Consider the following 25,900-nt stretch of genomic DNA (forward strand, 5'->3'; position numbering starts at 1 on the left):
CCGCTCAGGCAGTTTTTCGACGGGGTGCCGGGCTTTGGATCAGCCTTCGACCATCGCCCACTGCTTGCTCAGCCGCTTGTCAGAAACCGGCATTTTCGTACCCAACTGCTGGGCGAACAGCGACACACGATATTCCTCCATCCACCAACGATAGACCGCAAGTTCAGGATCGCGCTTGCCTTCCTGGCGGTGTTTGTCGGCTCGCGCCTGATATTGGGCCCACAGGCCTGCCAGCTCGATGCTCCAGACCCGGTCCTTCTGCACCTGACCCGGCAGTTTTTCCAGGCGCATCTCGATGGCTTTCAGGTAGCGCGGCATTTCCTTGAGCCACTGCGCGGGTGTTTCGCGCACGAAGCCCGGATACACCAGCTTGCCCAGTTGCGCCTTGATGTCGTTGAGCGCGACTGCCTGAGCCAGGTCGATCTTGCCTTTGAAACGCTTCTGCAAACCATGCCACAGCTTGAGGATTTCCAGCGTCAGCTTCGCCAGACGCTCGGCATGCTCGGTCCAGTCGGCGCGTTTGCGTTCAGCCAGTGACAGCAGCCCGGCCCCGTCGCGCGGCAATTCGGCTTCGCCGTCCAGCACACAGCTGTCGAGGCTGGCCAGCAGGATGTCTTCGATCAGTGCATCAATGCGCCCCAGCTCGCGGTACAACAGCGCCAGCTCGGTCTGCCCCGGCAGCTTGCTGCGCAGAAACTTCGCAGGCTCGGCCAGTTGTTGCAGCAACAGGCGCTGCAGCGCACGGCGATGCTGATACTCGGCCTCGGCCTGGGTCGAGAAGCGACCTTCCTTGACCGTGCCGCCCTCTTCCACCAGCGCCGGATACACCGTCATCGACAGACCGGCAATGTTCTGCTGAGTCTTTTGCGCCACCGGTGCGAAGACCTTGGCCTCGACAGGCTGCTGGCTTTTCGCGGTCTGCGGGACGGCGAGCGCGGCCTGGCTCGCTTCGGCGAAACGTGCCGTCAGCGCATCAAGGTCGCGACCTTCGCCCAGGAACTTGCCGTCACCATCGACGATTTCCAGATTCATCTTCAGGTGGCTTTCGAGTTGCTGGGTCGCTTCCGCCCACGCCTCGTCGGTCACTCGCGCCCCGGTCATGCGCAGCAGTTCGCGGCCCAGCGCTTCGGTCAGCGAGCCCTCGCCAAACGTGATGCGTTGCAGCGCCGCCTTGATGAAGTCCGGCACCGGTACAAAGTTCTTGCGCACCGCCTTGGGCAGACTGCGGACCAACGCGATGCACTTGGTTTCCAGCAGCCCCGGCACCAGCCATTCCAGACGTTCGGCGGGCAGCGACAGCAGCAACGGCGCTGGCACACGCAGGGTCACACCGTCACGGGGATGATTGGGCTCGAAGTGGTAGGTCAGCGACAGGCTCAGTTCGCCCAGTCGCAGGGTATCCGGGTACTGCGCAGCGGTGACTTCGCTGGCCTCGCGGGCCAGCACGTCTTCTTCGCGCATGATCAGCAACTGCGGGTTCTTCTGACTCTCGGTCTTGTACCAGCTGTCGAACGTGGCCGTCTGATGAATCTCGGCCGGGACACGCGCTTCGTAGAATGCATACAGCGTGTCTTCGTCAGCCAGAATGTCGCGGCGCCGGGCCTTGGCTTCCAGCTCGTCCAGCTGTTCCAGCAGACGGGTGTTGGCGCTCAGGCATTTGGCGCGGGACTGAATATCACCGCGCACCAGACCTTCGCGGATGAACAGCTCACGCGACACCACAGGATCGACAGGACCGAAATGCACGGGGCGGCGACCGACCACGATCAGGCCGAACAGCGTGATCTGTTCGAAGGCCACGACCTGTCCGCGCTTCTTCTCCCAATGCGGCTCGAAGTGGTTTTTCTTGATCAAGTGCCCTGCCAGTGGCTCGATCCAGTCGGCATCGATCTTGGCGACCATGCGTGCATATAGCTTTGTGGTTTCCACCAGTTCGGCGGTCATCAGCCATTGCGGACGCTTCTTGCCCAGCCCGGAGGACGGATGTATCCAGAACCGCCGCTGCCGCGCACCGAGGTAGTCGCCTTCGTCGGCTTTCTGGCCAATCTGGCTCAGCAGGCCGGACAGAATCGCCTTGTGAAATTTCGGGTAATCCGCAGGTTCCTTGTTGACCGTCAATTGCAGGTCACGACAGATCAGGCTCAGTTGCCGATGGGAGTCGCGCCACTCGCGCAGCCGCAGGTAATTGAGGAAATTGCGGCGGCACCAGTTGCGCAACGGGCTGGCAGTCAGTGCCTGGCGCTGCTCTTCGAAACCGCGCCACAGATTGACCAGCCCGGCGAAGTCCGAGTCGGCGTCCTTCCACTGCGCATGCGCCTGATCGGCCGCCTGCTGTCGCTCGGGCGGACGCTCGCGTACGTCCTGCACCGACATGGCACTGGCCACGATCAATACTTCCTGCAGACTGCCTTGTTTGGCGGCTTCCAGCAGCATGCGTCCCATGCGCGGGTCCACCGGCAAGCGTGCCAATTGACGACCCAACGGGGTCAATTGGTTCTCGCGATTGACCGCCGACAGTTCCTGCAACAGGTTGAAGCCGTCACTGATGGCCTTGCCGTCCGGCGGCTCGATGAACGGAAAGTCAGTGATCTCGCCCAGACGCAGGTGCAGCATCTGCAGGATCACCGCCGCCAGGTTGGTGCGCAGGATCTCGGGGTCGGTGAATTCAGGTCGGGCGTTGAAATCCTCTTCGCTGTACAGGCGCACACACAGGCCCGGCTCGACACGACCGCAACGGCCTTTACGCTGATTGGCGCTGGCCTGGGACACTGCTTCGATCGGCAGCCGCTGAACCTTGGCGCGGTAGCTGTAGCGACTGATGCGCGCAGTACCGGTGTCGATCACGTAGCGGATGCCCGGCACGGTCAGCGAGGTCTCGGCAACGTTAGTGGCCAGCACGACACGACGTCCCGAATGAGACTGGAAGATGCGCTGTTGTTCGGCAGGTGACAGACGTGCGTACAACGGCAGGATTTCGGTGTGCCTGAGTTGGGCCTTGCGCAGCATTTCAGCCGCGTCACGAATCTCCCGTTCGCCGGGCAGGAACACCAGTACATCGCCCGGACTCTTGCGCTCGCTGCGCTCAAAGTCCGCCAGCTCCTCGAGTGTGGCCAGAATCGCCTGATCGACGGTCAGGTCATCCTCGACGCTGTTGCCCTCCTCGTCATGCTCGCTGGTCAGCGGGCGGTACCAGGTGTCGACCGGAAAGGTCCGGCCCGACACTTCGATGATCGGCGCGTCGTTGAAGTGCTCGGAAAAGCGCTGCAGGTCGATGGTCGCCGAGGTGATGATGACTTTCAGATCGGGACGACGCGGCAGCAGGGTTTTCAGGTAACCGAGCAGGAAGTCGATGTTCAGGCTGCGTTCGTGGGCTTCGTCGACGATGATCGTGTCGTAGCGCTCAAGGAAACGGTCGTGCTGGGTTTCGGCCAGCAGGATGCCGTCGGTCATCAGTTTGATCAGGGTGTTGCTGTCGCTCTGGTCTTCGAAACGCACCTGATAGCCGACCAGCGCACCCAGCGGTGTGCCCAATTCGTCGGCAACCCGGCTGGCGACACTGCGCGCTGCAATTCGACGCGGCTGTGTGTGACCGATCAGGCCATGCTGACCACGACCGATTTCCAGGCAGATTTTCGGCAACTGGGTGGTTTTACCCGAACCGGTCTCGCCCGCGATGATCAGCACCTGATGCTTGAGCAGCGCGTCCTTGATTTCGTCGCGCTTGGCGGCGATGGGCAGGTTGTCGTCATAGCGAACCGTCGGCACGCTCTCGCGCCGAGACGTGACCTGCGCACAGGACGCCTGAACCCGCGCCACCCATTGCGCCAGCTTCGCCTCGTCAGGCTTCTTGCGCAGTTCATGCAACTGCCGACGCAGACGATGGCGGTCGCCGATCATCGCTTGATCGAGGTTTTTCAGGAGTTGGTCGATGGAAGGCGATTCGTCGGTCATCAGGTGCGCAGAGTCTTTTCTTGAAGGATACAGGGGTGCGATTGTCGCAGATTGCGGGAAGCAGGACGACTGTCGAGGGTGGATTGGGCTGAGCTGATACAACAACGCCGTGTCAGGGGACACGGCGTTGTCTGTCACGCAGGCTTGCGGTTACTTCTTGATGCCCAGCTTCTTCAGCTCTTCATCACGCAGTTCACGGCGCAGGATCTTGCCAACGTTGGTGGTTGGCAGTGAATCGCGGAACTCCACGCTACGCGGGACCTTGTAGCCGGTCAGGTTGGCGCGCATGTGCTCCATGACCTGATCCTTGGTGAGCGTCACACCTGGTTTAGCAACGACGAACACCTTGATGGCCTCGCCCGATTTCTCGTCCGGGATGCCGATGGCGGCGCACTGCAGGACGCCGGGAAGCGTGACCAGCACGTCTTCCAGTTCGTTGGGGTAAACGTTGAAACCGGAGATCAGAATCATGTCTTTCTTGCGATCAACAATACGCAGGTAGCCGTCGGGCTGAATGATCGCGATGTCGCCAGTCTTGAGCCAGCCATCGGCGTCGATCATTTCATCCGTGGCTTCCTGACGCTGCCAGTAGCCTTTCATGACCTGAGGTCCCTTGACACACAGCTCGCCGGTTTCACCGAACGCCAGCTCATTGCCAGCGTCGTCGATGACCCTGCACAGCGTCGAGGGCACCGGGATGCCGATGGTGCCCATCTGGATCTTCTGGATAGGGTTCACCGTCGCCACCGGACTGGTTTCGGTCATGCCGTAGCCTTCGCAGATCGGGCAGTTGGTGACCTGTTTCCAGCGCTCGGCGGCAGCCAGTTGCAGGGCCATGCCGCCGGACAGGGTGACTTTCAGTGCCGAAAAATCAAGGTTGCGAAACGCTTCGTTGTTGCACAGTGCAACGAACAGGGTGTTGAGACCGACAAAGCCGCTGAACTTCCACTTCGACAGCTCCTTGACCATGGCAGGCAGGTCACGCGGGTTGCTGATGAGCACGTTGTGGTTGCCGATCAGCATCATCGCCATGCAGTGAAAGGTGAAGGCATAGATGTGGTAAAGCGGCAACGGCGTGATGAGGATTTCGCTGCCTTCATTGAGGTTGGAAGCCATCAGCGCCCTGCACTGCAGCATGTTGGCGATCAGGTTGCGATGGGTGAGCATCGCGCCCTTGGCCACGCCGGTAGTACCACCGGTGTACTGCAATACGGCAACGTCGGCTCTATCGGGCGACACCTCGGCAACCGGCCGGCCGTGACCTTTTTTCAGCACGTCATTGAATCTGACCGCATCAGGCAGGTGGTAGGCCGGAACCATTTTCTTGACGTACTTGATGACGCTGTTGACCAGCAGGCGCTTGAGCGGTGGCAGCAGGTCGGCCACTTCAGTCACGATGACATGCTTGACCTGGGTCTTGGGGACGACCTTCTCGGCCAGATGCGCCATGTTCGCCAGACAGACCAGCGCCTTGGCGCCCGAGTCGTTGAACTGGTGTTCCATTTCCCGCGCGGTGTACAGCGGGTTGGTGTTGACCACGATCAGGCCGGCGCGGATGGCGCCGAAGACAGCAACCGGGTACTGCAACACATTGGGCAACTGAACCGCGATGCGGTCACCCGGCACAAGGTCGGTGTGCTGCTGAATCCAGGCGGCGAATGCGCCTGACAATTCATACAACTCGCCGTAGGTAAGTGTCTTGCCCAGATTGCTGAACGCGGGTTTATCGGCGAAACGCTGGCAGGACTGCTTCAGGACCGCCTGGACGTTGGGATACTCATCAGGATCGACATCAGGGGAGATGCCAGACGGGTATTTATCCTTCCAGAAGTTTTCAATCATTCAGCCGGCTCCATAGCGATCGCGAATTCTTCACATCGCTTTGGGCGATGATTTTTTTGTGTTTTGGAATTGTGCAGTAGACGCTCATTCGCTTCATGACAGGTCAAAAAGCGCGCCGAGAGTAGCAGCTTTGCCAAAAGCCGACTAGAGGCAAACCGGGCCTCTACGGTCATAAAAGTGACCAGCCATGGCTCGCCAGTCACGACCCTGACTTAATTGCGAGAATTACCGAAATCTCTGAAAGCATTGAGCCAGAGCGCTCAGACCAGGCGTAGTGAGCTTAGCCAAAAAAACAGGCCCCGCTTGCACTTCAGTACAAGCGGGGCCAGCGACGCAAAAAGAGACAATTACTCTACTCAGGCAATATCGCGAAGCTCCCGGCGCAGAATCTTGCCGACCGGGGTCATCGGCAGCGATTCACGCAGCACGATCTGTTTCGGAACCTTGTAGCCCGTGAAGTTCTGCTTGCAGAAGCTTTTGAGTTCTTCGACCGTAAGACCCGGCTCGCGCGGGACCACAAACAGCTTCACCGCTTCGCCTGAACGCTCGTCCGGCACTCCGATGCAGGCGCAGCTGGCGACTTTCGGGTGCGACATGACCACGTCTTCGATTTCATTGGGGTAGACGTTGAAACCGGACACGATGATCAGGTCTTTCTTGCGGTCCACGATGCTGACGAAACCGTCGGCACCGATCACGGCGATATCACCCGTTTTGAACCATCCCTCTGCGTCCAGCGTTTCGGCGGTGGCCTCAGGCAGATTCCAGTAGCCTTTCATGACCTGCGGGCCTTTGATGCACAGCTCGCCGCGCTCGCCGAACGGCAACTCCGCGCCTTCGTCATCAATCACCTTCATGCCGGTGCCCGGCACCGGAATGCCCACTGTGCCGAGCCGCGCCAGCGTGCCGTAAGGGTTGGCACTGGCCACCGGGGACGTTTCGGTCAGCCCGTAACCCTCGACGATTGTGCACCCTGTCATCTCGGCCCAACGCTCGGCGGTCGCCTTGACCAGCGCGGTGCCGCCAGAGTTGGTGCTCTTCAGTGTGGAGAAATCCAGCTTCCTGAAATCAGGATGATTCATCAGCGCCACGAACAGGGTATTGAGCCCGACCATGGCAGTGAACTTCCACTTGCCAAGCTCCTTGATGAATCCGCCGATATCCCTCGGATTGGTGATCAAAATGTTGTGATTGCCACTAATGACCATGCACATGCAGTGCGCCGTAAATGCGTAGATGTGATAAAGCGGCAGCGGCGCGATCATCACTTCCCGGGCCTCGCCGAACATCACGCCACGCTCGGGACAGTGCTGGCGCATGCAGGCGTAAACCTGCTGCATATTGGCGACCAGATTGCCGTGGGTCAGCATCGCGCCCTTGGCCATTCCGGTAGTACCGCCGGTGTATTGCAGCACCGCCACGTCATCCAGCCCCACCGCAACAGGTTTGACAGAACCACCACGGCCCATGCGCAGCACGTCCTTGAAGCCTGCGGCCTGGGGCAGGTCATAGGCCGGAACCATTTTCTTGACCCTGGCGACGATAGTATTGATCAACCACCCCTTGGCGGCTGACTGCATGTCGCCCATCTTCACTTCAATCAGGTAACGAAGCTCGGTATCAGGCAGCACTTCCTGCACCAGCTTGCCGAACAGGTTCAGGTAGACCAGCGCCTTGGCACCGGAATCCTTGAACTGATGGCGCATCTCGCGTGCGGTGTACAGCGGATTGGTATTGACCACGATCAGACCGGCCCGCATCGCACCGAACACTGCGATGGGGTACTGCAACAGGTTGGGCATCTGCACGGCAATGCGGTCGCCGGGCACCAGATCCGAATGGTGTTGCAGATAACTGGCAAACGCTGCCGAATGACGGTCCAGGTCTGCGTAGGTCAGCGTGACCCCCATGTTGCTGAAAGCAGGTTTGTCTGCAAATTTTTTGCAGGCGCTTTCGAAAACTTCGAGGACCGACTGATAGGTATGCAGATCCAGCTCAGAGATCACCCCGGCAGGGCGTTTGTCATTCCAGAATTCAGGTTGCATTATTTTTATCCTCTTCCCTGCTCATGGCTGGCCCGTTACTCAGAATCGGGACTGGCCCGACGTTAGCAGCTAACGACCGGAAGGCAAATATGCCAGTTGGCGTCATCAACACTGTGAATCTTTCTGCTATTCAGGATGCAATCACCTTCGAGTTATAAACTGAAACACACATCCTCCGGGCAGCCGCTCCAGATCGGGACATCGCCATGAAGCACGAGACATTCTGGCTTGACGCCAGCGACCACTGCCGACTTTACGTCAATGCATGGCTGCCGGACACGACGCCCCTTGCCGTCGTAATGCTTGCCCACGGCATGGCCGAACACAGCGGCCGCTACGGGAGACTCGGCGCAGCGCTGAATGCAGCGGGTATCGCCCTGTATGCGCATGATCAGCGGGGCCATGGCAGAACCGCCCTGCAGGGTCGGCTCGGGCATTTCGCCAACGAAGATGGCTGGAGCAAGGTCGTGGACGATCTGGCGACCCTCAGCCAGTCGATCGGCCAGCGACACGCGGGAGCGGCCCTGTTTCTGCTGGGCCACAGCATGGGCAGCTACATCGCTCAGACTTATCTGATGCACCACGGCGCCAGCTTGCACGGGGCCATTCTCAGCGGCTCGAACTTTCGTCCGGCATCGTTCTACCGAAATGCAAGGCTGGTCGCCCGATTCGAACGCCTGCGCCAGGGCCGCAAGGGGCGCAGCGCGTTGATCGAGTGGCTGTCGTTCGGCTCGTTCAACAAGGCATTCAAGCCGTCCCGGACCTGTTTCGACTGGCTCAGCCGCGACCCGGACGAGGTGGAAAAGTACATACAGGACCCGCTCTGTGGCTTTCGCTGCACCAACCAATTGTGGGCGGATATGCTGGGCGGGCTGCAGAAAATCAGTGAGCCGTCGAACATGGCGCAGATCGATTCGAACCTTCCTTTGCTGATTATTGGCGGCGAATGTGATCCGGTGAGTGCCGGCAAGCGTCTGAAGGATCTTGCCGATGCATTGGCAGGAGCGGGTCATCAAGTGTTACAACTCAATGTTTACCCGCAGGCGCGGCACGAACTGCTCAATGACATCAATCGCGATGAAGTGACCCAGGACCTGCTCGACTGGCTGAAATACGCCCTCGATCAACCAGGACCGCGTCGCGCGGAGTGATCACGCACCTTTTATCTTTTTCATATTTTGTCCAGGACAGACACATGACTCAAGTCACCAACACGCCTTACGAAGCCCTTGAAGTCGGTCAGAAAGCCAGCTACAGCAAGACAGTCCAGGAACGTGACATCCAGTTGTTCGCGGCCATGTCCGGCGATCACAACCCGGTCCACCTGGACGCCGAATACGCTTCCAAAACCATGTTCAAGGAGCGCATCGCTCACGGCATGTTCAGCGGTGCACTGATCAGCGCGGCAGTGGCGTGTGAGCTGCCAGGCCCCGGCACGATTTACATCGGCCAGCAGATGACCTTTCAGAAGCCGGTAAAGCTGGGCGACACCCTGACTGTGCGTCTGGAAATTCTCGAAAAACTGCCGAAATTCCGCGTGCGCATCGCGACCCGCGTCTTCAACCAGAATGATGAACTGGTGGTGGACGGCGAAGCGGAAATCCTCGCTCCACGCAAACAGCAGACGGTCGATTTGACCGTGTTGCCTGAAATCACCTTCGGCTGACGCCGCTTGGGTGTGCGTCGCGACGCACTACCCTGCTTCACTTTACCCGGCGGCGACGGTGTTGCCGGGGCGTATACCGGTCAGGCCTCAGGATATTGGGGCGAGGTCCGTTCATGCCTCCCGTACTGGCGACTTGCATCTGAGTGGAACCGCTTTTCGTGCAAGGCCCACTCAGTGGCAACCAGCATTCTCTGGAATCACGAATGGCCTACTCCCGCAGGCGGGGACCGCACGCATGAACATCATCAACAGAAACTACACGCCCGTTTCCGGATCGTCTGTACAGGTCCTCAGTCCGCAATCCGAAACAGCGGTTCAACCCGCCGGATTGAAGCCCGCGCACAACAGTAATCTGATCGACTTTGGTTCACTGCAGCAGACGTCTGCGCCAGGCAATCTGCGAGCCGGAGCACACGCGCACGAGGCCAGTACGTACTCTTCCCGTCCGCAGGGCGCCGATGGCGAGTTGACGCTGAACAAGCTGGTGGAAGCGATCCGCAGCTTCATCAACGAACTGTTGACCCTGCTGCGTGGCAATCAACGAGAGCAACCAGACTCCGCCCCTCAGCCGCAAAGTGAAACGCCCACTCACCGTACTCAGCCTTCCTCCACTTCGCTGATGTCCTCGCCCGAATCGCCCTCGACATCACCCGGCACCGGGACCGCTCCTGCGCAAAAGCCTTTTGTGGTACGCAACGATCCGTCTACACAGACACCTGCCGTCTCGCCGAAGACAACGACACCGCCCACAACGGTCGAACCCACGGGCACGACGAGCCATAAGGCCTTGAACCCTGCGCAGGATGCCAAAACCCCGGTCATCAATAACCCGGTTTCACTCAAAACCAAACCCGAAACCAAGCCCGAAACCACCAACCGGACGAACCCGGAAGCGGAAAAACCGACGAAACCGGCCACCCGCACACCTGTGGGCCAGGGCACCGGCGCGGACATGTCTGGGATGGTGGGCTTCGCCAAGGCAGCCAAAACCACCGGCGGCAATGGGGGCGAGGTCGTCACGGTCAATACCGTGGAAGAACTGCAGAAGAGCATGGCTGACGACACGGCCCGCACTGTCAAGCTGGGTGCCGATCTGTCTGCCGACAGCAAGGTGACGGTGAAATTTGGTGCCAATAAAACCTTGCTGGGCACAGACAAGGGCAACGCGCTGCACAATATCTATCTGGCGAGCGACAAAACCGCCAGCAACGACATTTTCCAGAACCTGAATTTCACCCACGACAGTCGCTATCGTGAAAACGGCGACATGCAGATGTTTATCTCGAGCGGGCAACGCTACTGGATAGACCACAACACCTTTACCGGCACCAAGGACCAGAATCCCAAAGGGCTGGACAAACTGCTTTACGTCGGCGGAACGGCTGATAACGTCAGTCTGACCAACTCCAAATTCCAGAACAACGAATATGGCGTGATTCTCGGCCAGCCAGATGACTCGGCAGCGGCCAAGGCCGAATACAAGGGCTATCCGCGCATGACCATCGCCAACAACTCTTTCGATAACCTGGACGTTCGCGCCCCCGGCTTGATGCGTCATGGTTACTTCGATGTGTTCAACAACAACATCAGCAACTTCCACCTCGGGTTCACCGCAACGGGCGACGCCACCATCCTCTCCCAGGCAAACAACTTCGACAAAGGCGTAGACGTGGGCAACAAACCGAGCACTCAAGGCGTGCTTGATGATTATGGCGATGCGCACTTCAAAGACATCGGCAGTAACGTCAGTTTCAAACAGAAATCAGCCGTCACCGTCTGGACCCCACCCTACCAGCGGGATGTAAAAACGGCAGAAGCAGCGAAGGCTTATGACCTGGCCAATGCGGGTGCCAATCCGTGAGTTGATCCTGTTCAACGGCTCGGCACCGACGCTTGATGTGCGGGCCTGCCCGCCAGCCGCAAAAAAAAGGCGACCGAAGTCGCCTCAAGTGCCTTGCGTGCTCATCGTGCAGCGCCTGCAGATTCAAAAAACCCGTATCTGTTCAGCACGTTAAAAGTTGTCGTCGCGAGAGAACGCTGTAGCAGAGGTTCAACGGTGCCTGGGCGTTCTGGACGAGACCAGATTAACCACACAGGCGCGGGAGGGAGTTGACGCAGATCAACGTCGTCCTGAACCTCGCAGCTGCGGGTAATTGATTCGGTCAGATCCGCAACGAGGAAGGGTCAACGTTTCTTGGGTTTTTTCTTTGGCTTTTTCTTGCCGCTCAACGGCATCGCCTGCTCGAACGCGTTGCGTACTTCGTTCAGGCGCTTGTCGTTCAGATCATGAACGCGTCTGGCGCGCTCGGCGCCAAGATCGATCAATTTGTCATCGTCGCTCATGGTGGTGCAGTTCCCGGACACATGGAATCAGCGCCAATAATGCTCAATAGCATCGGGGATGACCAGTCGGAAACGTGAAGTCAGGTGTGAATCAATCGGCAGCGTGCGCAGGCCGCGCCCTCTTGCGGGACGCTCGACCTCAAATCTGGATATCGACCCACAACCCCTGGCGCGGCTCGTCATCGATCAACGGCACGACCGGGACGGTGTTGTCAGCGTTTAACGAGTCTCCGGGAATGACCAGACCCTGGTATTCACCGCTTTCTTCCTCGCTGTGACGACCCTGTTGCTGACGCTGCTGCTCTTCACGCAACAGCAGGGCGCTGCGCTCGGAGTCTTCGTGACGCAAGTCGATCGACGTCTCGCTGGAGCTCGGCTGCACAGGCGCCACCGGCGGAATGTCGGGGACACGCTTGGCCGGGTCCATCTGGGAGGTCACCGGCACAACACTTAACGGGAGCATGGGTTGCAGCATGGTTTTTCTCCTCTTACCGGGCTTTCGGCCGTCCGCTACGCAACTTGAACAGCCCTGTAATAGACTGCAATAATTTATAAGGCTTTTTTGACTGGGTTTAATGAAATAAGTGCCATGAAAGGAAAAATTCGCCGGTTCGCAGCGAATCCGCAGGTTTTTCAACGCCACCTTTGGCCTTCAGGGCGCGTTCCGTTAACATAGTCGGCTTTTTCACGTCGGGAGACAGGCAGCATGGCGCAGCAGTATCAACCGGGGCAACGCTGGATTAGCGACAGCGAAGCCGAGCTGGGTTTGGGCACCGTTCTGGCACAGGATGGCCGCTTATTGACCGTGCTCTATCCGGCCACTGGCGAAACGCGCCAGTACTCACTGCGTAATGCACCGCTGACCCGCGTGCGTTTCTCTCCGGGCGATGTGATCACTCACTTCGAAAACTGGAAGATGACCGTCCGCGAAGTGGACGATGTCGACGGGCTACTGGTGTATCACGGCCTGAATGCCCGCAACGAAATGGTCACGCTGCCGGAAACCCAGCTGTCGAACTTCATCCAGTTCCGTCTGGCGACCGACCGTCTGTTCGCCGGCCAGATCGACCAGTTGTCCTGGTTCTCGCTGCGCTACAACACGCTTGAACACACCAGCCGCCAACTGCAGTCCTCGCTCTGGGGTCTGGGCGGTGTGCGTGCTCAACCGATCGCCCACCAGTTGCACATCGCCCGTGAAGTGGCTGACCGCATTGCGCCGCGCGTTCTGCTGGCCGACGAAGTGGGCCTGGGCAAGACCATCGAAGCCGGTCTGGTGATTCATCGCCAGTTGCTGTCCGGTCGCGCCAATCGCGTGCTGATTCTGGTGCCTGAAAACCTCCAGCACCAATGGCTGGTCGAAATGCGCCGCCGTTTCAACCTGCAGGTCGCGCTGTTCGACGCCGAACGTTTCATGGAAAGCGATGCGGGCAACCCGTTCGAAGACACCCAACTGGCGCTGGTTGCGCTGGAGTGGCTGGTCTGCGATGAAAAGGCTCAGGACGCGCTGTTTGCAGCGGGCTGGGACCTGATGGTCGTCGATGAAGCACACCACCTGGTCTGGCATGAAGACAAGGCCAGCCGCGAATACTCATTGATCGAGCAACTGGCTGAGGTCATCCCCGGCGTACTGCTGCTGACGGCAACCCCGGAACAGTTGGGTCAGGACAGTCACTTCGCGCGCCTGCGTCTGCTCGACCCGAACCGTTTCCACGATTTGAAAGCCTTCCGCGCCGAGAGCGAAAACTATCGCCCGGTCGCCCAGGCAGTGCAGGAACTGCTCGACAAGGGCGTACTGTCAGCAGAAGCCCAGAAAACCATTCACGGCTTCCTGGGTGCCGAAGGCGAGACCTTGCTGACGGCCGTCAATGCAGGCGACGACGAAGCCAAGGCCCGTCTGATTCGCGAATTGCTGGACCGTCATGGCACAGGCCGCGTGCTGTTCCGTAATACCCGCGCCGCCGTACAAGGTTTTCCGGAGCGCAAGCTTCACGAATACCCACTGCCCTGCCCGGCCGAATACCTGGAACTGCCGCTGGGCGAGCACGCCGACCTGTATCCGGAAGTCAGCTTCCAGGCTCATTCCGAGGTCAGCGAAGAAGAACGCTGGTGGCGTTTCGACCCTCGCGTCGACTGGCTGATCGACACACTCAAGATGCTCAAGCGCGTCAAGGTGCTGGTCATCTGCGCCCACGCCGAAACCGCCATGGACCTGGAAGACGCGCTGCGCGTGCGTTCCGGCATCCCGGCCACGGTCTTCCACGAGGGCATGAACATCCTTGAGCGTGACCGCGCTGCTGCCTATTTTGCCGACGAAGAGTTCGGTGCACAGGTGCTGATCTGCTCGGAAATCGGCAGTGAAGGCCGCAACTTCCAGTTCGCCCACCATCTGGTGCTGTTCGATCTGCCGTCGCACCCGGACCTGCTGGAGCAGCGTATCGGCCGTCTGGACCGTATCGGCCAGAAGCACACCATCGAACTGCATGTGCCGTTCCTGGAAACCAGCCCGCAGGCACGACTGTTCCAGTGGTATCACGAAGCGCTGAACGCGTTCCTCAATACCTGCCCGACCGGTAACGCGCTGCAGCATCAGTTCGGCCCTCGTCTGCTGCCGTTGCTGGAAAGCGGTGATGATGACGAATGGCAGGCCCTGATCGATGAGGCCCGTGCCGAGCGCGAGCGTCTGGAGAGCGAACTGCACACAGGCCGCGACCGCTTGCTGGAGCTCAACTCCGGCGGCGCGGGTGAAGGCGAGGCGCTGGTCGAAGCGATTCTGGAACAGGATGATCAGTTCAGCCTGCCGATTTACATGGAAACCCTGTTCGACGCGTTCGGCATCGACAGCGAAGACCATTCGGAAAACGCACTGATCCTCAAGCCGAGCGAGAAGATGCTCGACGCCAGCTTCCCGCTGGGCGACGACGAAGGCGTGACCATTACCTACGACCGCAACCAGGCGCTGTCTCGCGAAGACATGCAGTTCATCACCTGGGAGCACCCGATGGTGCAGGGCGGCATGGATCTGGTGCTGTCCGGTTCGATGGGCAACACCGCCGTGGCGCTGATCAAGAACAAGGCGCTCAAGCCGGGCACTGTGCTGCTGGAGCTGATCTACGTCAGCGAAGTGGTTGCACCGCGCTCGCTGCAACTGGGCCGCTACCTGCCACCGGCCGCACTGCGCTGCCTGCTCGATCCCAACGGCAATGATCTGTCGAGCCGTGTGTCGTTCAATACCCTGAACGACCAGCTCGAAAGCGTGCCACGGGCCAGCGCCAACAAGTTCATCCAGGCCCAGCGCGATGTGCTGACCCCGCGGATCAACGCGGGCGAGGAAAAGATCACGCCGAAACACGCCGAGCGCGTGGCTGAGGCGCAACGTCGCCTGGCCGCTGACACTGAAGAAGAACTGGCGCGTCTGACAGCCTTGCAGGCAGTCAACCCGACCGTGCGCGACAGCGAACTGGTCGCCTTGCGCAGCCAGCGTGAACAGGGTCTGGCCATGCTGGAAAAAGCCGCACTGCGTCTGGAAGCGATTCGGGTGCTGGTGGCGGGCTGATCGGCGTTACTGCTGACGCTGGACGCAGAGCGTCCCGAGAGGCATTCCCACGCGGAGCGTGAGGAACGATCGGGGTTTCATGATCGTTCCTCACGCTCCGCGTCACACCACTGCAGGGTCCGACACACCTTCTGCTGGCTCCTCGGCCACCATCCTTGCCTTCATCCGCTCGGCGTCTTTGCTGAAGCAGCGTGATGCCAGATACAGAAACACCAGCGTCATGAGCAATGCTGCAGGAATCAGGTACATGGCATCGTGCAGGCCGATGGCCTTGAAGCTTTCGTTCATTACGTCTGCACCCGCGACCGCCATCGCCGCCTTTGCGAAATGGTCGGACAGTAGACCCACCACCACCGGCCCCGCGCCACCGCCCAACAGGTACAGCCCGGCGAAGAACAACGCCATCGCCGTCGCCCTGAGGCGCGGTTCGACCACGTCCTGAATCGCTGTATAAACGCAGGTATAGAAGTTGTAGGCAAACAACCAGCCCACGCTGAACACCGCGACGAACACCCCGATTTCGATGCGTCCGGCGTGCAAGGCATACCCCGTGGCAATCGTCGCCACCAGCATACTGAACGCCGCGAACAACAGCCGTCCGTTGGGCGAGCGCTGATGCAGTTTGTCGGCGATCCAGCCGCCTGCCGTCAGGCCGATCAGCCCGGTCACACCCACAATCACGCCCGTCGCAACCGCCGCTTCCTGCAAGGGCAACAGGAAATAGCGTTGCAGCATCGGCACCATGAACGAGTTGCAGGCGTAGGTAGCGAAGTTGAAGGTCAGGCCGCCAAGTACCAGCCAGCGAAAGGTCGGGATCGACAACACACGGCGGATCGGCTTCTCGATTTTGACTTCCGACATGCGCACGCTTTCAGCCGCGCCACGCTTGGGTTCCTTGATGAAAAAAATGAACACCGCCAGCAGCAGCCCAGGCACCGCAGCGATGAAGAACGGCGCGCGCCAGGTGTCAAACGCCTTGACCATGGCGCCGATGGTGAAGAACGCCAGCAGCAGGCCCAGCGGCAGGCCCAGCATGAAGATACCCATCGCACGGGACCGTTTATGGGCCGGAAACAGATCACCGATCAGCGAATTGGCCGCAGGCGCATAGCTGGCTTCGCCGATGCCGACGCCCATGCGCACCAACAAAAAGGTCCAGAAGCTGCCTACCATTCCATTGACCGCCGTCAGGCCGCTCCACACGGCGAGGCCGCAGCCCATAAGCTTCTTGCGCGACCCATTGTCGGCCATGCGGCCCAGGGGCAGACCGGCGATGGCATATACCAGCGTGAACGCTGTTCCCAGAAGCCCGAGTTGAAAATCGCTCAGGTGCCATTCCATACGAATGGGCTCAACGATAATGGCCGGAATGGTGCGATCGAAGAAGTTGAACAGGTTGGCGAGGAACAACAGGAAGAGGACGCGCCATGCGTTGGCGGCCTGAGTGGGGGTTTCCGTCCGAAGCGTGGTCATGAGCGATCGTCCCTTCTTATTAGTGGTAACAATCTAGAAGGCCAAGGGTGGCCTGTCTGTAAACATTCGTAAACCGCACCTTTGATGAAGAATTCTTATAACTATTCGTTATTGATCGCTTTCAGATTTCTTGGACCTGCGTACTGGCAAACTGACGACAGCTTCTATACTCACTCCGAATCGCCAGGCCTTTAGCCTTGGCGCCCTGGCAGTGAAGATATAGGGCTTGCTATGGAGTGGCTGGGTTTGAACGTGTTCGCCGGGGTCCCGGCGGACGGGCAATTGTTGATCGACTGCAGTCATAATCTGTTTCTGGTTGCGCTGGCTTATGGAGTCGCCTGTGCCGCATGCTTCGCGACACTGGACATCGCCGACCGGGTCATTCAGGTCGAAGCGCTCAAAAACCGACGCATCTGGAAAGCGCTGGGCGCGCTGTGTCTGGCGGGCGGTGTATGGGCCATGCACTTCATCAGCATGCTGGCTTTTCAGGCACCGCTGACCATCACCTACGATCTGGGCATCACGCTGGCGTCGCTGCTGATCGTGCTGATGACCGCGCTGTTCGCCATCAAGGCGTTGACCATCCAGACATTGACCCTGAGGCGTTGCCTGACGAGCGCGGTGGTCATGGGCATTGGTATCAGCGTCATGCACTACCTGGGCATGGGGGCCATGCGGTCCGACGCCGTGCAGTATTACGAGCCCAAAACCTTTGCACTGTCCGTAGTCGTGGCCATTCTTGCCAGCGTGGCCCTGCTCACCCTGCCCCGCCATTTGCGGCAGTACAGCGGCATGTTTCACCAAATGTTTCGTTACGGATTGAGCGCTTTTCTGGGTGCAGGCCTGCTGACCATGCACCTGATGGGCATGCGCGCCCTGCAACTGGTCATTCCGCAGGGTGCAGAGCTGCACGTCCCCAGCACTGCAAACAGCCAGCAACTGGGCCTGACCGTTGCGATCATCACCCTGCTGATCATTGCGGGCAGCATCAGTGCGGCGATGGCCGACAAGAAACTGCAAGGCAAGGAGCATGACCTTCAGCGCGTCAATGCGCTGCTCAGCCAACTGGATCAGGCGCGGGTATCACTTCAGCAGGTAGCGCATTACGATCCGTTGACCAACCTGATCAACCGTCGCGGATTCAACCAGATATTTGCCGAAAAGCTGATCGAACACACAATTGGTCAAGGCATGCTGGCGGTGATGTTCCTGGACATCGACCATTTCAAACGCATCAATGACAGCCTGGGTCACGATGCAGGTGACGAGTTGCTCAAGGTGATCGCCGAGCGTATCCGCAGTGCAACGCGCGTACAGGACGTGGTGGCGAGGTTTGGCGGTGACGAGTTCTGCATTCTGCTGAGCATCCCCAACTACGAAGAAGCCCGACACCTGGCACACCGCGTCATGCACAAGATGAAAGAGACCATCGCGCTGGCCGGAAGGCGCATGGTCATGACCACCAGCATTGGTATCGCCGTGTTTCCACGGGACGGTTCAACCTGCGACGAATTGCTCAAACACGCCGACCTCGCTCTTTACCAGTCCAAGGGCAACGGACGTAACCGGGTGAATTTTTTCAGTCCCGCGCTCAAGACTAAAGCCAGTCTGGAACTGCATCTGGAAGAAGAGCTGCGCAACGCCCTGCGCGAAGAGACTGGCCTTGAGGTCTACTACCAGCCGATTGTCGATCTGCGCACCGGGCATGTCGCCAAGCTGGAGGCGCTGGTGCGCTGGAACCATCCGCAGCACGGGCTGCTGGTGCCGGACCGCTTCATCAGCATCGCTGAGGCCAACGGGCTGATTGCCGAGCTGGACAACTGGGTACTGCGCCGCGCCTGCCGCGATCTGGGCGAGTTGCACCTCGACGGTCTGGAAAAGCTGATCATCACCGTGAACTGTTCGGCGCTGAATCTGGGCCGCGACGAGTTGGCCGAGGAAGTTGAGCAGGCGCTGACCGAAGCCAATGTGCCTCCCGGACGTCTGGAGCTGGAAGTGACCGAGAACGCGTTGATGGGCAACATCAGCAATACGATCCTGATGCTCAAGCACATTCGCAGCCTCGGCGTATCGCTGTCCATCGACGACTTCGGCACCGGCTATTCGTCGCTTGCCTACCTGAAGCGACTACCGCTGGACACACTGAAAATCGACCGGTCCTTCATCATCGACATTCCTAAGTCGCCCCAGGACATGGAGATTGTCCAGGCGATCATCGTCATGGCCCACACGCTGCACCTCAAGGTGGTAACTGAAGGTGTCGAAACGCCCGCACAGCTGGAATTCCTGAGTCAGTTCGGCAGTGATTATGTGCAGGGCTACCTGTTCAGCAAGCCCCAGCCGCTGGAGCGGATTCTGCCGCTGGTCAAGGAAATGAACGGGCGAGAGCCGGCCAGTCTGTGGCCCGCATCGCTCATGCTGGACGTCAAGGATCGCGATGTGGACATACCGCGTTCACTGGATCTGTTTGACGACCTGCCGGGCGCTGAACATGCACTGGCCACCCGCAGTCCTTCTCGCACACAAAGGTCGCGCTGGTCGGACTGAAAAGACTGCAATGGGGTGCCCGATGTCGGGCGGTGCGGTGTAGCTTTTTGCTACGCAGGAAATGGCGAAGTTACCGTGGCACCCACAAAGGTGCCGCGATAAGCACCTCTATAGCGCACAGATCAATCAGACGCCCTGTTTTGGATCAACACCCAAGGTGCCACTACCACGGCCCAGAGCGGAGGATCGCTCTCGACAAGCTCGATTGCCTTTGATTCAGACACCTTGCCGACCTTTGTCGCGTCCATCCACGCAGACACTTTGGCAGCGTCGTTTTCAGCTACTGCCTCGGCAACTTCGATCAGATCCAACGGTGGTTCGACCCACAACAGGGCACCCTTGGCAAAGAATGGTTGCAATTCTTTCCAGCGAATTGAGGCGGTCTCCCCGAGCAGTTTGGCATAGAGGGTGCTAGGTTCTTGCGTCATGGGTTTTCACCAGAAAGGAAATCGGCGCAATGATACCGCCGCCTTTCTCGTAGAAAAACCCGGAAGCAAGTGATTGATTGCAGGAAAACCGCGAAACCCACCATGATCCGCTCGGTCTTCACGACGGCGGGGCGGTGAGATTCTGTAACTTTCTTTCGATTAAGCGACATACATCGGTTCACCCCATTGCCCCGTGCTTTCCAAGCGATTCACCGGCACTCTAAACTGTTCCGGTACAGTTGGCGGAGCGGGGGAAGATCGGTGTCGAAGCCGGTCCTGTAGCCTTGGCCAGCAGGATTATAAAAACTACAACGCAAGAGTGGAGCATCATGACTAAGGGTACCAAGAAGCTTTCCAAGCTGTTCGCCGCACTGGTTATGGCCGGGGTTGCCAGCCATTCGTTCGCAGCCGACACCATCAAGATCGGCATCGCCGGCCCCAAGACTGGCCCGGTCGCCGAGTATGGCACCATGCAGTTCAACGGTGCCAAGATGGCCATCGAGCAGATCAACGCCAAGGGCGGCGTCGATGGCAAGAAACTCGAAGCCGTCGAATACGATGATGCCTGCGACCCGAAACAGGCCGTGGCAGTGGCTAACAAGGTCGTCAACGATGGCGTGAAATACGTGATCGGTCACCTGTGCTCCAGCTCCGCTCAACCCGCTTCCGACGTCTATGAAGACGAAGGCATCATCATGGTGACCCCGGCAGCCACCAGCCCCGACATCACCAGCCGTGGCTACAAACTGGTGTTCCGCACCATCGGTCTGGACAGCGCCCAGGGTCCTGCAGCCGGTAACTACATTGCCGACGTCGCCAAGCCAAAAATCGTTGCTGTCATCCATGACAAACAGCAATACGGCGAAGGCATTGCCTCTGCGGTGAAAAAGACGCTGGAAGACAAAGGCGTCAAGGTTGCCCTGTTCGAAGGCATCAATGCCGGTGACAAGGACTTCTCCTCGCTGATCGCCAAGCTCAAGCAAGCCAACGTCGACTTCGTCTACTACGGCGGCTACCACCCTGAGCTGGGCCAGATCCTGCGCCAGTCCAAGGAAAAGGGCCTGAACGCCAAATTCATGGGCCCTGAAGGCGTGGGCAACGAGTCCATCTCGCAGATTGCTGGCGAAGCCTCCGAAGGCCTGCTGGTCACCCTGCCGAAATCCTTTGATCAGGACCCTGCCAACCAGGCACTGACCAAGGCATTCCAGGACAAGAAACAGGATCCGAGCGGTCCGTTCGTGTACCCGTCCTACTCCGCTGTTCAGGTCATTGCCGACGGCATCACCGCCGCCAAGTCCGAAGACACCGACAAGGTGGCTGCTGCCATCCACGCCGGTACGTTCAAGACCCCAATGGGCGAACTGAGCTACGACGCCAAGGGCGACCTGAAGAACTTCCAGTTCGTGGTCTACGAATGGCACTTCGGCAAGCCGAAGACCGAAGCCGCCAAATAAGCAGCTTGCGTTGACAACCGAAGCCCACTGCCACCGCAGTGGGCTTTGTTTTACGAATCATGGCCCGCCTGCCGAGATCCGGTAGAGGCCACCTGAAAATCTTAAAACCGTTACCAGCGGTTCGCTGGCGGCGTCACAGGCAACGCATCGACAGAATGCGTACCCGACGCAGGCCGGAGAAATGCAGATCAGGTTTTTAGGAGCGCGGTAAATGCCCGAGTTATTCCACTACATGCAACAGCTGGTCAATGGTCTGACCATTGGCAGCACGTATGCATTGATCGCCATCGGCTACACGATGGTTTACGGCATCATCGGAATGATCAACTTCGCCCACGGCGAGGTGTACATGATCGGTTCCTATGTTGCTTTCATGGCGCTTGCCGGTCTTGCAATGATGGGTATCGACAGCCTGCCGCTGTTGATGATCGCAGGCTTCGCCGCCTCCATTATCGTGACCAGCGCCTACGGCTACAGCATCGAACGGGTCGCCTACCGTCCGCTGCGCAACAGCAACCGTCTGATTCCACTGATTTCTGCGATCGGCATGTCGATCTTTCTGCAGAACTCGGTTCAGCTTTCCCAGGGTTCCGGCAACTTTGCCATTCCCAACCTGCTGCCCGGCAGCCTGTCCTTCGGCCCCGGCGGCGCGCAGGAAGTGTTGATTTCCTACATGCAGATCGTGGTGTTCGTGGTCACGCTGCTGGCCATGACCGGCCTCACTCTGTTCATTTCCCGCTCGCGAATGGGCCGCGCCTGCCGCGCCTGCGCCGAGGACATGAAAATGGCCAACCTGCTGGGGATCAACACCAATACCATCATTGCCCTGACCTTCGTGGTCGGTGCCGCACTGGCTGCCGTTGCCGCCATGTTGCTGAGCATGCAATACGGCGTGATCAACCCGAGCGCAGGCTTCCTGGTAGGCCTCAAGGCGTTCACGGCCGCAGTTCTGGGCGGCATCGGTTCGATTCCCGGCGCCGTGCTCGGCGGTCTGGTGCTGGGCGTCGCCGAAGCCTTCGGTGCCGACATATTTGGTGATCAGTACAAGGACGTCGTGGCCTTCGGCCTGCTGGTCCTGGTGCTGCTATTCCGCCCGACCGGCATTCTGGGTCGTCCGGAGGTTGAAAAAGTATGAGCAAGTCCTTCAAACAGGCGCTGTTCAGCGCTGCGCTGGTGTGGGCCGTTGCCTACCCGGTATTCGGTCTGAAGCTGGCCTTTTCCGGCGTAACCCTGCAAGTGCAGAACGCCAGCCCCATGACGCTGACCATCATCGCGATCTGCTCGGTCCTGCTGTTTCTGCGCGTACTGTTCGCCGAGAAAATCAGCGGCCTGCGCCGCGGTGAACGCGCTCCGCTGATCTCGAAGAAAACCAGCGACTTCATGACCCAACCGAGCACCCAGCGCTGGGGCCTTGCCGCCCTGATCGTGCTGGCGTTCGTCTGGCCGTTCTTCGGTTCGCGCGGCGCCGTGGATATCGCGACGCTGATCCTGATCTACGTGATGCTGGGCCTGGGCCTGAACATCGTGGTCGGCCTCGCCGGCCTGCTGGACCTGGGTTATGTCGGCTTCTACGCAGTCGGCGCCTACGGTTATGCGTTGCTGTCGCACTACTTCGGCCTGAGCTTCTGGGAGTGCCTGCCGCTGGCCGGTCTGCTGGCGGCACTGTTCGGCTTCCTGCTGGGCTTCCCGGTTCTGCGGCTGAGAGGCGACTATCTGGCCATCGTGACGCTCGGGTTCGGTGAAATCATCCGGATCTTCCTGCGCAACCTGACAGACATCACCGGCGGCCCCAACGGCATCAGCAACATCGAGAAGCCGACCCTGTTCGGCCTGAGCTTCGAACGCCGTGCCGCCGAAGGTGCGCAGACGTTCCACCAGTATTTCGGCCTGGACTACAACCCGATCAGCAAGGTGATCTTTCTGTACCTGATCGCCCTGCTGCTCGCGCTGGCGGCACTGTTCGTCATCAACCGCCTGCTGCGCATGCCGATCGGCCGTGCCTGGGAAGCCTTGCGCGAAGACGAAATCGCCTGCCGTGCTCTGGGCCTGAATCCGACCGTGATCAAGCTCTCGGCCTTTACCCTGGGTGCCGCGTTCGCCGGCTTCGCAGGCAGTTTCTTCGCCGCCCGTCAGGGTCTGGTGACGCCGGAGTCCTTCACCTTCATCGAGTCGGCAATCATTCTTGCCATCGTAGTGCTCGGCGGCATGGGTTCCCAGCTGGGCGTTATTCTCGCCGCCATCGTGATGATTCTGCTGCCTGAACTGATGCGTGAGTTCAGCGATTACCGCATGTTGATGTTCGGTGCCCTGATGGTGCTGATGATGATCTGGCGTCCTCAAGGTTTCCTGCCGATGCAACGACCTGTCATGAAGTTGAAAGCGGAGGCGGCCAAATGAAACAGCCTCTTCTGCAAGCCACAAACCTGAGCATGCGCTTCGGCGGTCTGCTGGCGGTCAATGGTGTCGCCCTGACTGTTCATGAAAAGCAGGTCGTGTCGATGATCGGCCCCAACGGCGCGGGCAAGACCACCGTCTTCAACTGCCTGACCGGTTTCTACAAACCCAGCGGCGGAACCATCCTGCTGGACGGCGAGCCGATCCAGGGCCTGGCCGGTCACCAGATCGCGCGCAAGGGTGTGGTGCGGACTTTTCAAAACGTGCGTCTGTTCAAGGAAATGACCGCCGTCGAGAACCTGCTGGTCGCCCAGCATCGTCACTTGAACACCAACTTCCTGTCCGGCCTGTTCAAGACACCGGCCTTCCGCCGCAGCGAACGCGAAGCCATGGACTACGCCGAGCACTGGCTGGAAGCCGTCAACCTCAAGGAATTCGCCAACCGCCCGGCCGGGACACTGGCCTACGGTCAGCAACGCCGCCTGGAAATTGCCCGCTGCATGATGACGCGACCGCGCATTCTCATGCTGGACGAACCGGCAGCGGGTCTGAACCCGCGGGAAACCGAAGACCTGAAAGCGCTGATCGGCGTGTTGCGCAATGAGCACAACGCCACAGTGCTGCTGATCGAGCACGACATGAAGCTGGTGATGAGCATTTCCGACCACATCGTGGTGATCAATCAGGGCACGCCACTGGCCGACGGTACGCCGGAACAGATTCGTGACAATCCTGAAGTGATCAAAGCCTACCTGGGGGAAGCGTAAATGCTGCAGTTCGAAAACGTTTCCACCTTCTATGGCAAGATCCAGGCGCTGCACAGCGTCAACGTGGAAGTCCGTCAGGGCGAGATCGTTACCCTGATCGGCGCCAACGGCGCTGGCAAATCCACCCTGCTGATGACCTTGTGCGGCTCGCCGCGCGCGCACAGCGGCAGCATCCGTTACATGGGCGAGGAACTGGTCGGCCAGGAATCGTCGGTGATCATGCGCAAGAGCATCGCGGTGGTGCCTGAAGGCCGCCGGGTGTTCGCCCGCCTCACCGTCGAAGAAAATCTGGCCATGGGCGGTTTCTTCACCGAGAAGGGTGATTATCAGGAACAGATGGACAAGGTCCTGCACCTGTTCCCGCGCCTCAAGGAACGCTTCACGCAGCGCGGCGGCACCATGTCCGGCGGCGAACAGCAAATGCTCGCCATCGGCCGTGCGCTGATGAGCAAGCCCAAGCTGCTGTTGCTGGACGAGCCATCGCTGGGTCTGGCGCCGATCATCATTCAGCAGATCTTCGAGATCGTCGAACAACTGCGACGTGATGGCGTGACCGTGTTTCTGGTCGAGCAGAACGCCAACCAGGCCCTGAAAATCGCCGACCGCGCCTATGTGCTGGAAAACGGTCGCGTGGTGATGCAGGGCACCGGTGAAGAACTGCTGGTCGATCCGAAAGTACGGGATGCCTATCTGGGCGGCTAGCGAGATACGCCATCTCGACACTGATCGTGCCCATCGCTCCGCGTGGGCATGCCTCCCGTGACGCTCCGCGTCACAAATGGCACAGACTGTGGACTCAGTGAGCCGAGCGCCCGGCTCAGGTCACCTTTTCGCCCCTCGGCGACTCACTTTGACGGAGCAAAGTGAGCAAACTCCTTCGCTCCGGTTCCGGCCCCGGCTTCGCCGGGGTTCCTTCGTCCTGACACTGATTCGGAGGTCGCTGCAAATGGGCCATCCATGGCCCAGTGCAGCTCAATCGGCATCCATGCCGATTGCCCCCCGAATCAGCGCCAGGACTCAGCCTTCACCCACGTCGCAATCGGCGGTGTCCGCACTATCGCGCAAAAAAGCACGGCAGTGCGCTGTCTCACTGGATCGCCAGATGACTTGTGTATAACGATGAGCGCAGAGCGTGGGAACATCAGCGTGATATCAAGCACGCCGATCATGCCCATGCACCCACGTCTTGCTGCAACCACGGACTACTGTGGGAGGCGCCACCACGTCTTCGACGTAGCGCTGTCGCGCAGCAAACACGCTCCTACAAAAAATCGCTTTTCTTCAGTGACTTACATGTTGTTTAACAAGAGAACGGCGCTTACTTCAGAGGCTTCAAATCTGTGCCCGCCGCTGATGTGGCAATGGCCTATGCCAAAAACGTAAAAGGCCTGCGCACCGGACAGACGCATCAGGTCTTGTGATGCGGCAGCAGTCTGC

At 59.4% G+C, this 25,900-nt stretch carries 17 protein-coding genes and 1 pseudogene; 11 read left to right on the forward strand and 7 right to left on the reverse strand.

Annotated elements, in window-relative coordinates:
• Positions 1 to 39: 39 nt before the first annotated feature.
• The 3 genes from hrpA to fadD2 all read right to left on the reverse strand — a co-directional run bounded on the left by hrpA (position 40) and on the right by fadD2 (position 7,838).
• Positions 40 to 3,951, reverse strand: a complete 3,912-nt coding sequence (hrpA, locus tag AC0IXS_RS07645) for an ATP-dependent RNA helicase HrpA (RefSeq protein WP_471824278.1) — start codon at positions 3,949 to 3,951, stop codon at positions 40 to 42.
• Positions 3,952 to 4,101: 150 nt separating this feature from the next.
• The gene (fadD1, locus tag AC0IXS_RS07650) at positions 4,102 to 5,793 is read right to left on the reverse strand and encodes a long-chain-fatty-acid--CoA ligase FadD1 (RefSeq protein WP_471824279.1); all 1,692 of its coding nucleotides are present in this window, start codon (positions 5,791 to 5,793) and stop codon (positions 4,102 to 4,104) included.
• Positions 5,794 to 6,149: 356 nt separating this feature from the next.
• Entirely contained in the window at positions 6,150 to 7,838 is a 1,689-nt protein-coding gene (fadD2, locus tag AC0IXS_RS07655; RefSeq protein ID WP_471824280.1) for a long-chain-fatty-acid--CoA ligase FadD2, read from the reverse strand.
• A gap of 206 nt (positions 7,839 to 8,044) precedes the next feature.
• Here fadD2 and AC0IXS_RS07660 point away from each other — a divergent pair, with 206 nt between their 5' ends.
• The 3 genes from AC0IXS_RS07660 to AC0IXS_RS07670 all read left to right on the forward strand — a co-directional run bounded on the left by AC0IXS_RS07660 (position 8,045) and on the right by AC0IXS_RS07670 (position 11,365).
• Positions 8,045 to 8,989, forward strand: coding sequence for an alpha/beta hydrolase (locus tag AC0IXS_RS07660; RefSeq protein WP_122668369.1), 945 nt, complete (start codon positions 8,045 to 8,047; stop codon positions 8,987 to 8,989).
• A gap of 44 nt (positions 8,990 to 9,033) precedes the next feature.
• Positions 9,034 to 9,504: a MaoC family dehydratase gene (locus AC0IXS_RS07665; RefSeq protein WP_057410997.1), complete on the forward strand. Its 471-nt coding sequence runs from the start codon at positions 9,034 to 9,036 to the stop codon at positions 9,502 to 9,504.
• A gap of 235 nt (positions 9,505 to 9,739) precedes the next feature.
• A complete protein-coding gene (locus tag AC0IXS_RS07670; protein ID WP_191953754.1) occupies positions 9,740 to 11,365 on the forward strand; it encodes a pectate lyase family protein in 1,626 nt (541 codons plus the stop codon).
• A gap of 323 nt (positions 11,366 to 11,688) precedes the next feature.
• On the opposite strand, the gene AC0IXS_RS07675 is transcribed toward AC0IXS_RS07670, so the two are convergent.
• The gene (locus AC0IXS_RS07675) at positions 11,689 to 11,847 is read right to left on the reverse strand and encodes a hypothetical protein (protein ID WP_137202366.1); all 159 of its coding nucleotides are present in this window, start codon (positions 11,845 to 11,847) and stop codon (positions 11,689 to 11,691) included.
• Between the two features lie 139 nt (positions 11,848 to 11,986).
• Positions 11,987 to 12,322 (reverse strand): hypothetical protein, encoded by a 336-nt coding sequence (locus AC0IXS_RS07680; protein WP_025996544.1) that lies wholly within the window; start codon positions 12,320 to 12,322, stop codon positions 11,987 to 11,989.
• Positions 12,323 to 12,553: 231 nt separating this feature from the next.
• Between AC0IXS_RS07680 and rapA the strand changes: the two genes are divergently transcribed.
• On the forward strand, positions 12,554 to 15,400 hold the full coding sequence (gene rapA / locus AC0IXS_RS07685; protein ID WP_471824283.1) for an RNA polymerase-associated protein RapA: 2,847 nt from the start codon (positions 12,554 to 12,556) through the stop codon (positions 15,398 to 15,400).
• A gap of 102 nt (positions 15,401 to 15,502) precedes the next feature.
• On the opposite strand, the gene AC0IXS_RS07690 is transcribed toward rapA, so the two are convergent.
• Positions 15,503 to 16,873 (reverse strand): spinster family MFS transporter, encoded by a 1,371-nt coding sequence (locus AC0IXS_RS07690; RefSeq protein ID WP_057411000.1) that lies wholly within the window; start codon positions 16,871 to 16,873, stop codon positions 15,503 to 15,505.
• A gap of 231 nt (positions 16,874 to 17,104) precedes the next feature.
• Here AC0IXS_RS07690 and AC0IXS_RS07695 point away from each other — a divergent pair, with 231 nt between their 5' ends.
• A complete protein-coding gene (locus AC0IXS_RS07695; RefSeq protein WP_057411001.1) occupies positions 17,105 to 19,420 on the forward strand; it encodes a putative bifunctional diguanylate cyclase/phosphodiesterase in 2,316 nt (771 codons plus the stop codon).
• 122 nt (positions 19,421 to 19,542) lie between these two features.
• Here the strand turns inward: AC0IXS_RS07695 and AC0IXS_RS07700 are convergent, their stop codons facing one another.
• Positions 19,543 to 19,848, reverse strand: coding sequence for a DUF2288 domain-containing protein (locus AC0IXS_RS07700; protein WP_471824286.1), 306 nt, complete (start codon positions 19,846 to 19,848; stop codon positions 19,543 to 19,545).
• Between the two features lie 329 nt (positions 19,849 to 20,177).
• Between AC0IXS_RS07700 and AC0IXS_RS07705 the strand changes: the two genes are divergently transcribed.
• The 6 genes and pseudogenes from AC0IXS_RS07705 to AC0IXS_RS07730 form a co-directional block, all read left to right on the forward strand.
• Positions 20,178 to 21,302, forward strand: a complete 1,125-nt coding sequence (locus AC0IXS_RS07705; protein ID WP_057411002.1) for a branched-chain amino acid ABC transporter substrate-binding protein — start codon at positions 20,178 to 20,180, stop codon at positions 21,300 to 21,302.
• 211 nt (positions 21,303 to 21,513) lie between these two features.
• Positions 21,514 to 22,437, forward strand: a complete 924-nt coding sequence (gene livH, locus AC0IXS_RS07710; protein ID WP_024688524.1) for a high-affinity branched-chain amino acid ABC transporter permease LivH — start codon at positions 21,514 to 21,516, stop codon at positions 22,435 to 22,437.
• Positions 22,434 to 23,699 (forward strand): high-affinity branched-chain amino acid ABC transporter permease LivM, encoded by a 1,266-nt coding sequence (locus tag AC0IXS_RS07715; protein WP_057411003.1) that lies wholly within the window; start codon positions 22,434 to 22,436, stop codon positions 23,697 to 23,699. The genes livH and AC0IXS_RS07715 overlap by 4 nt, the downstream gene beginning before the upstream one ends.
• Complete coding sequence (gene livG / locus AC0IXS_RS07720) at positions 23,696 to 24,463, forward strand: high-affinity branched-chain amino acid ABC transporter ATP-binding protein LivG (protein ID WP_004887846.1); 768 nt, start codon at positions 23,696 to 23,698, stop codon at positions 24,461 to 24,463. The genes AC0IXS_RS07715 and livG overlap by 4 nt, the downstream gene beginning before the upstream one ends.
• Positions 24,464 to 25,165, forward strand: a complete 702-nt coding sequence (locus tag AC0IXS_RS07725; protein ID WP_025996550.1) for an ABC transporter ATP-binding protein — start codon at positions 24,464 to 24,466, stop codon at positions 25,163 to 25,165.
• 617 nt (positions 25,166 to 25,782) lie between these two features.
• Positions 25,783 to 25,884, forward strand: a pseudogene (locus AC0IXS_RS07730) (short chain dehydrogenase); the annotation flags it as partial.
• Positions 25,885 to 25,900: the final 16 nt, after the last annotated feature.

This window comes from Pseudomonas sp. AC016, from assembly GCF_979253365.1.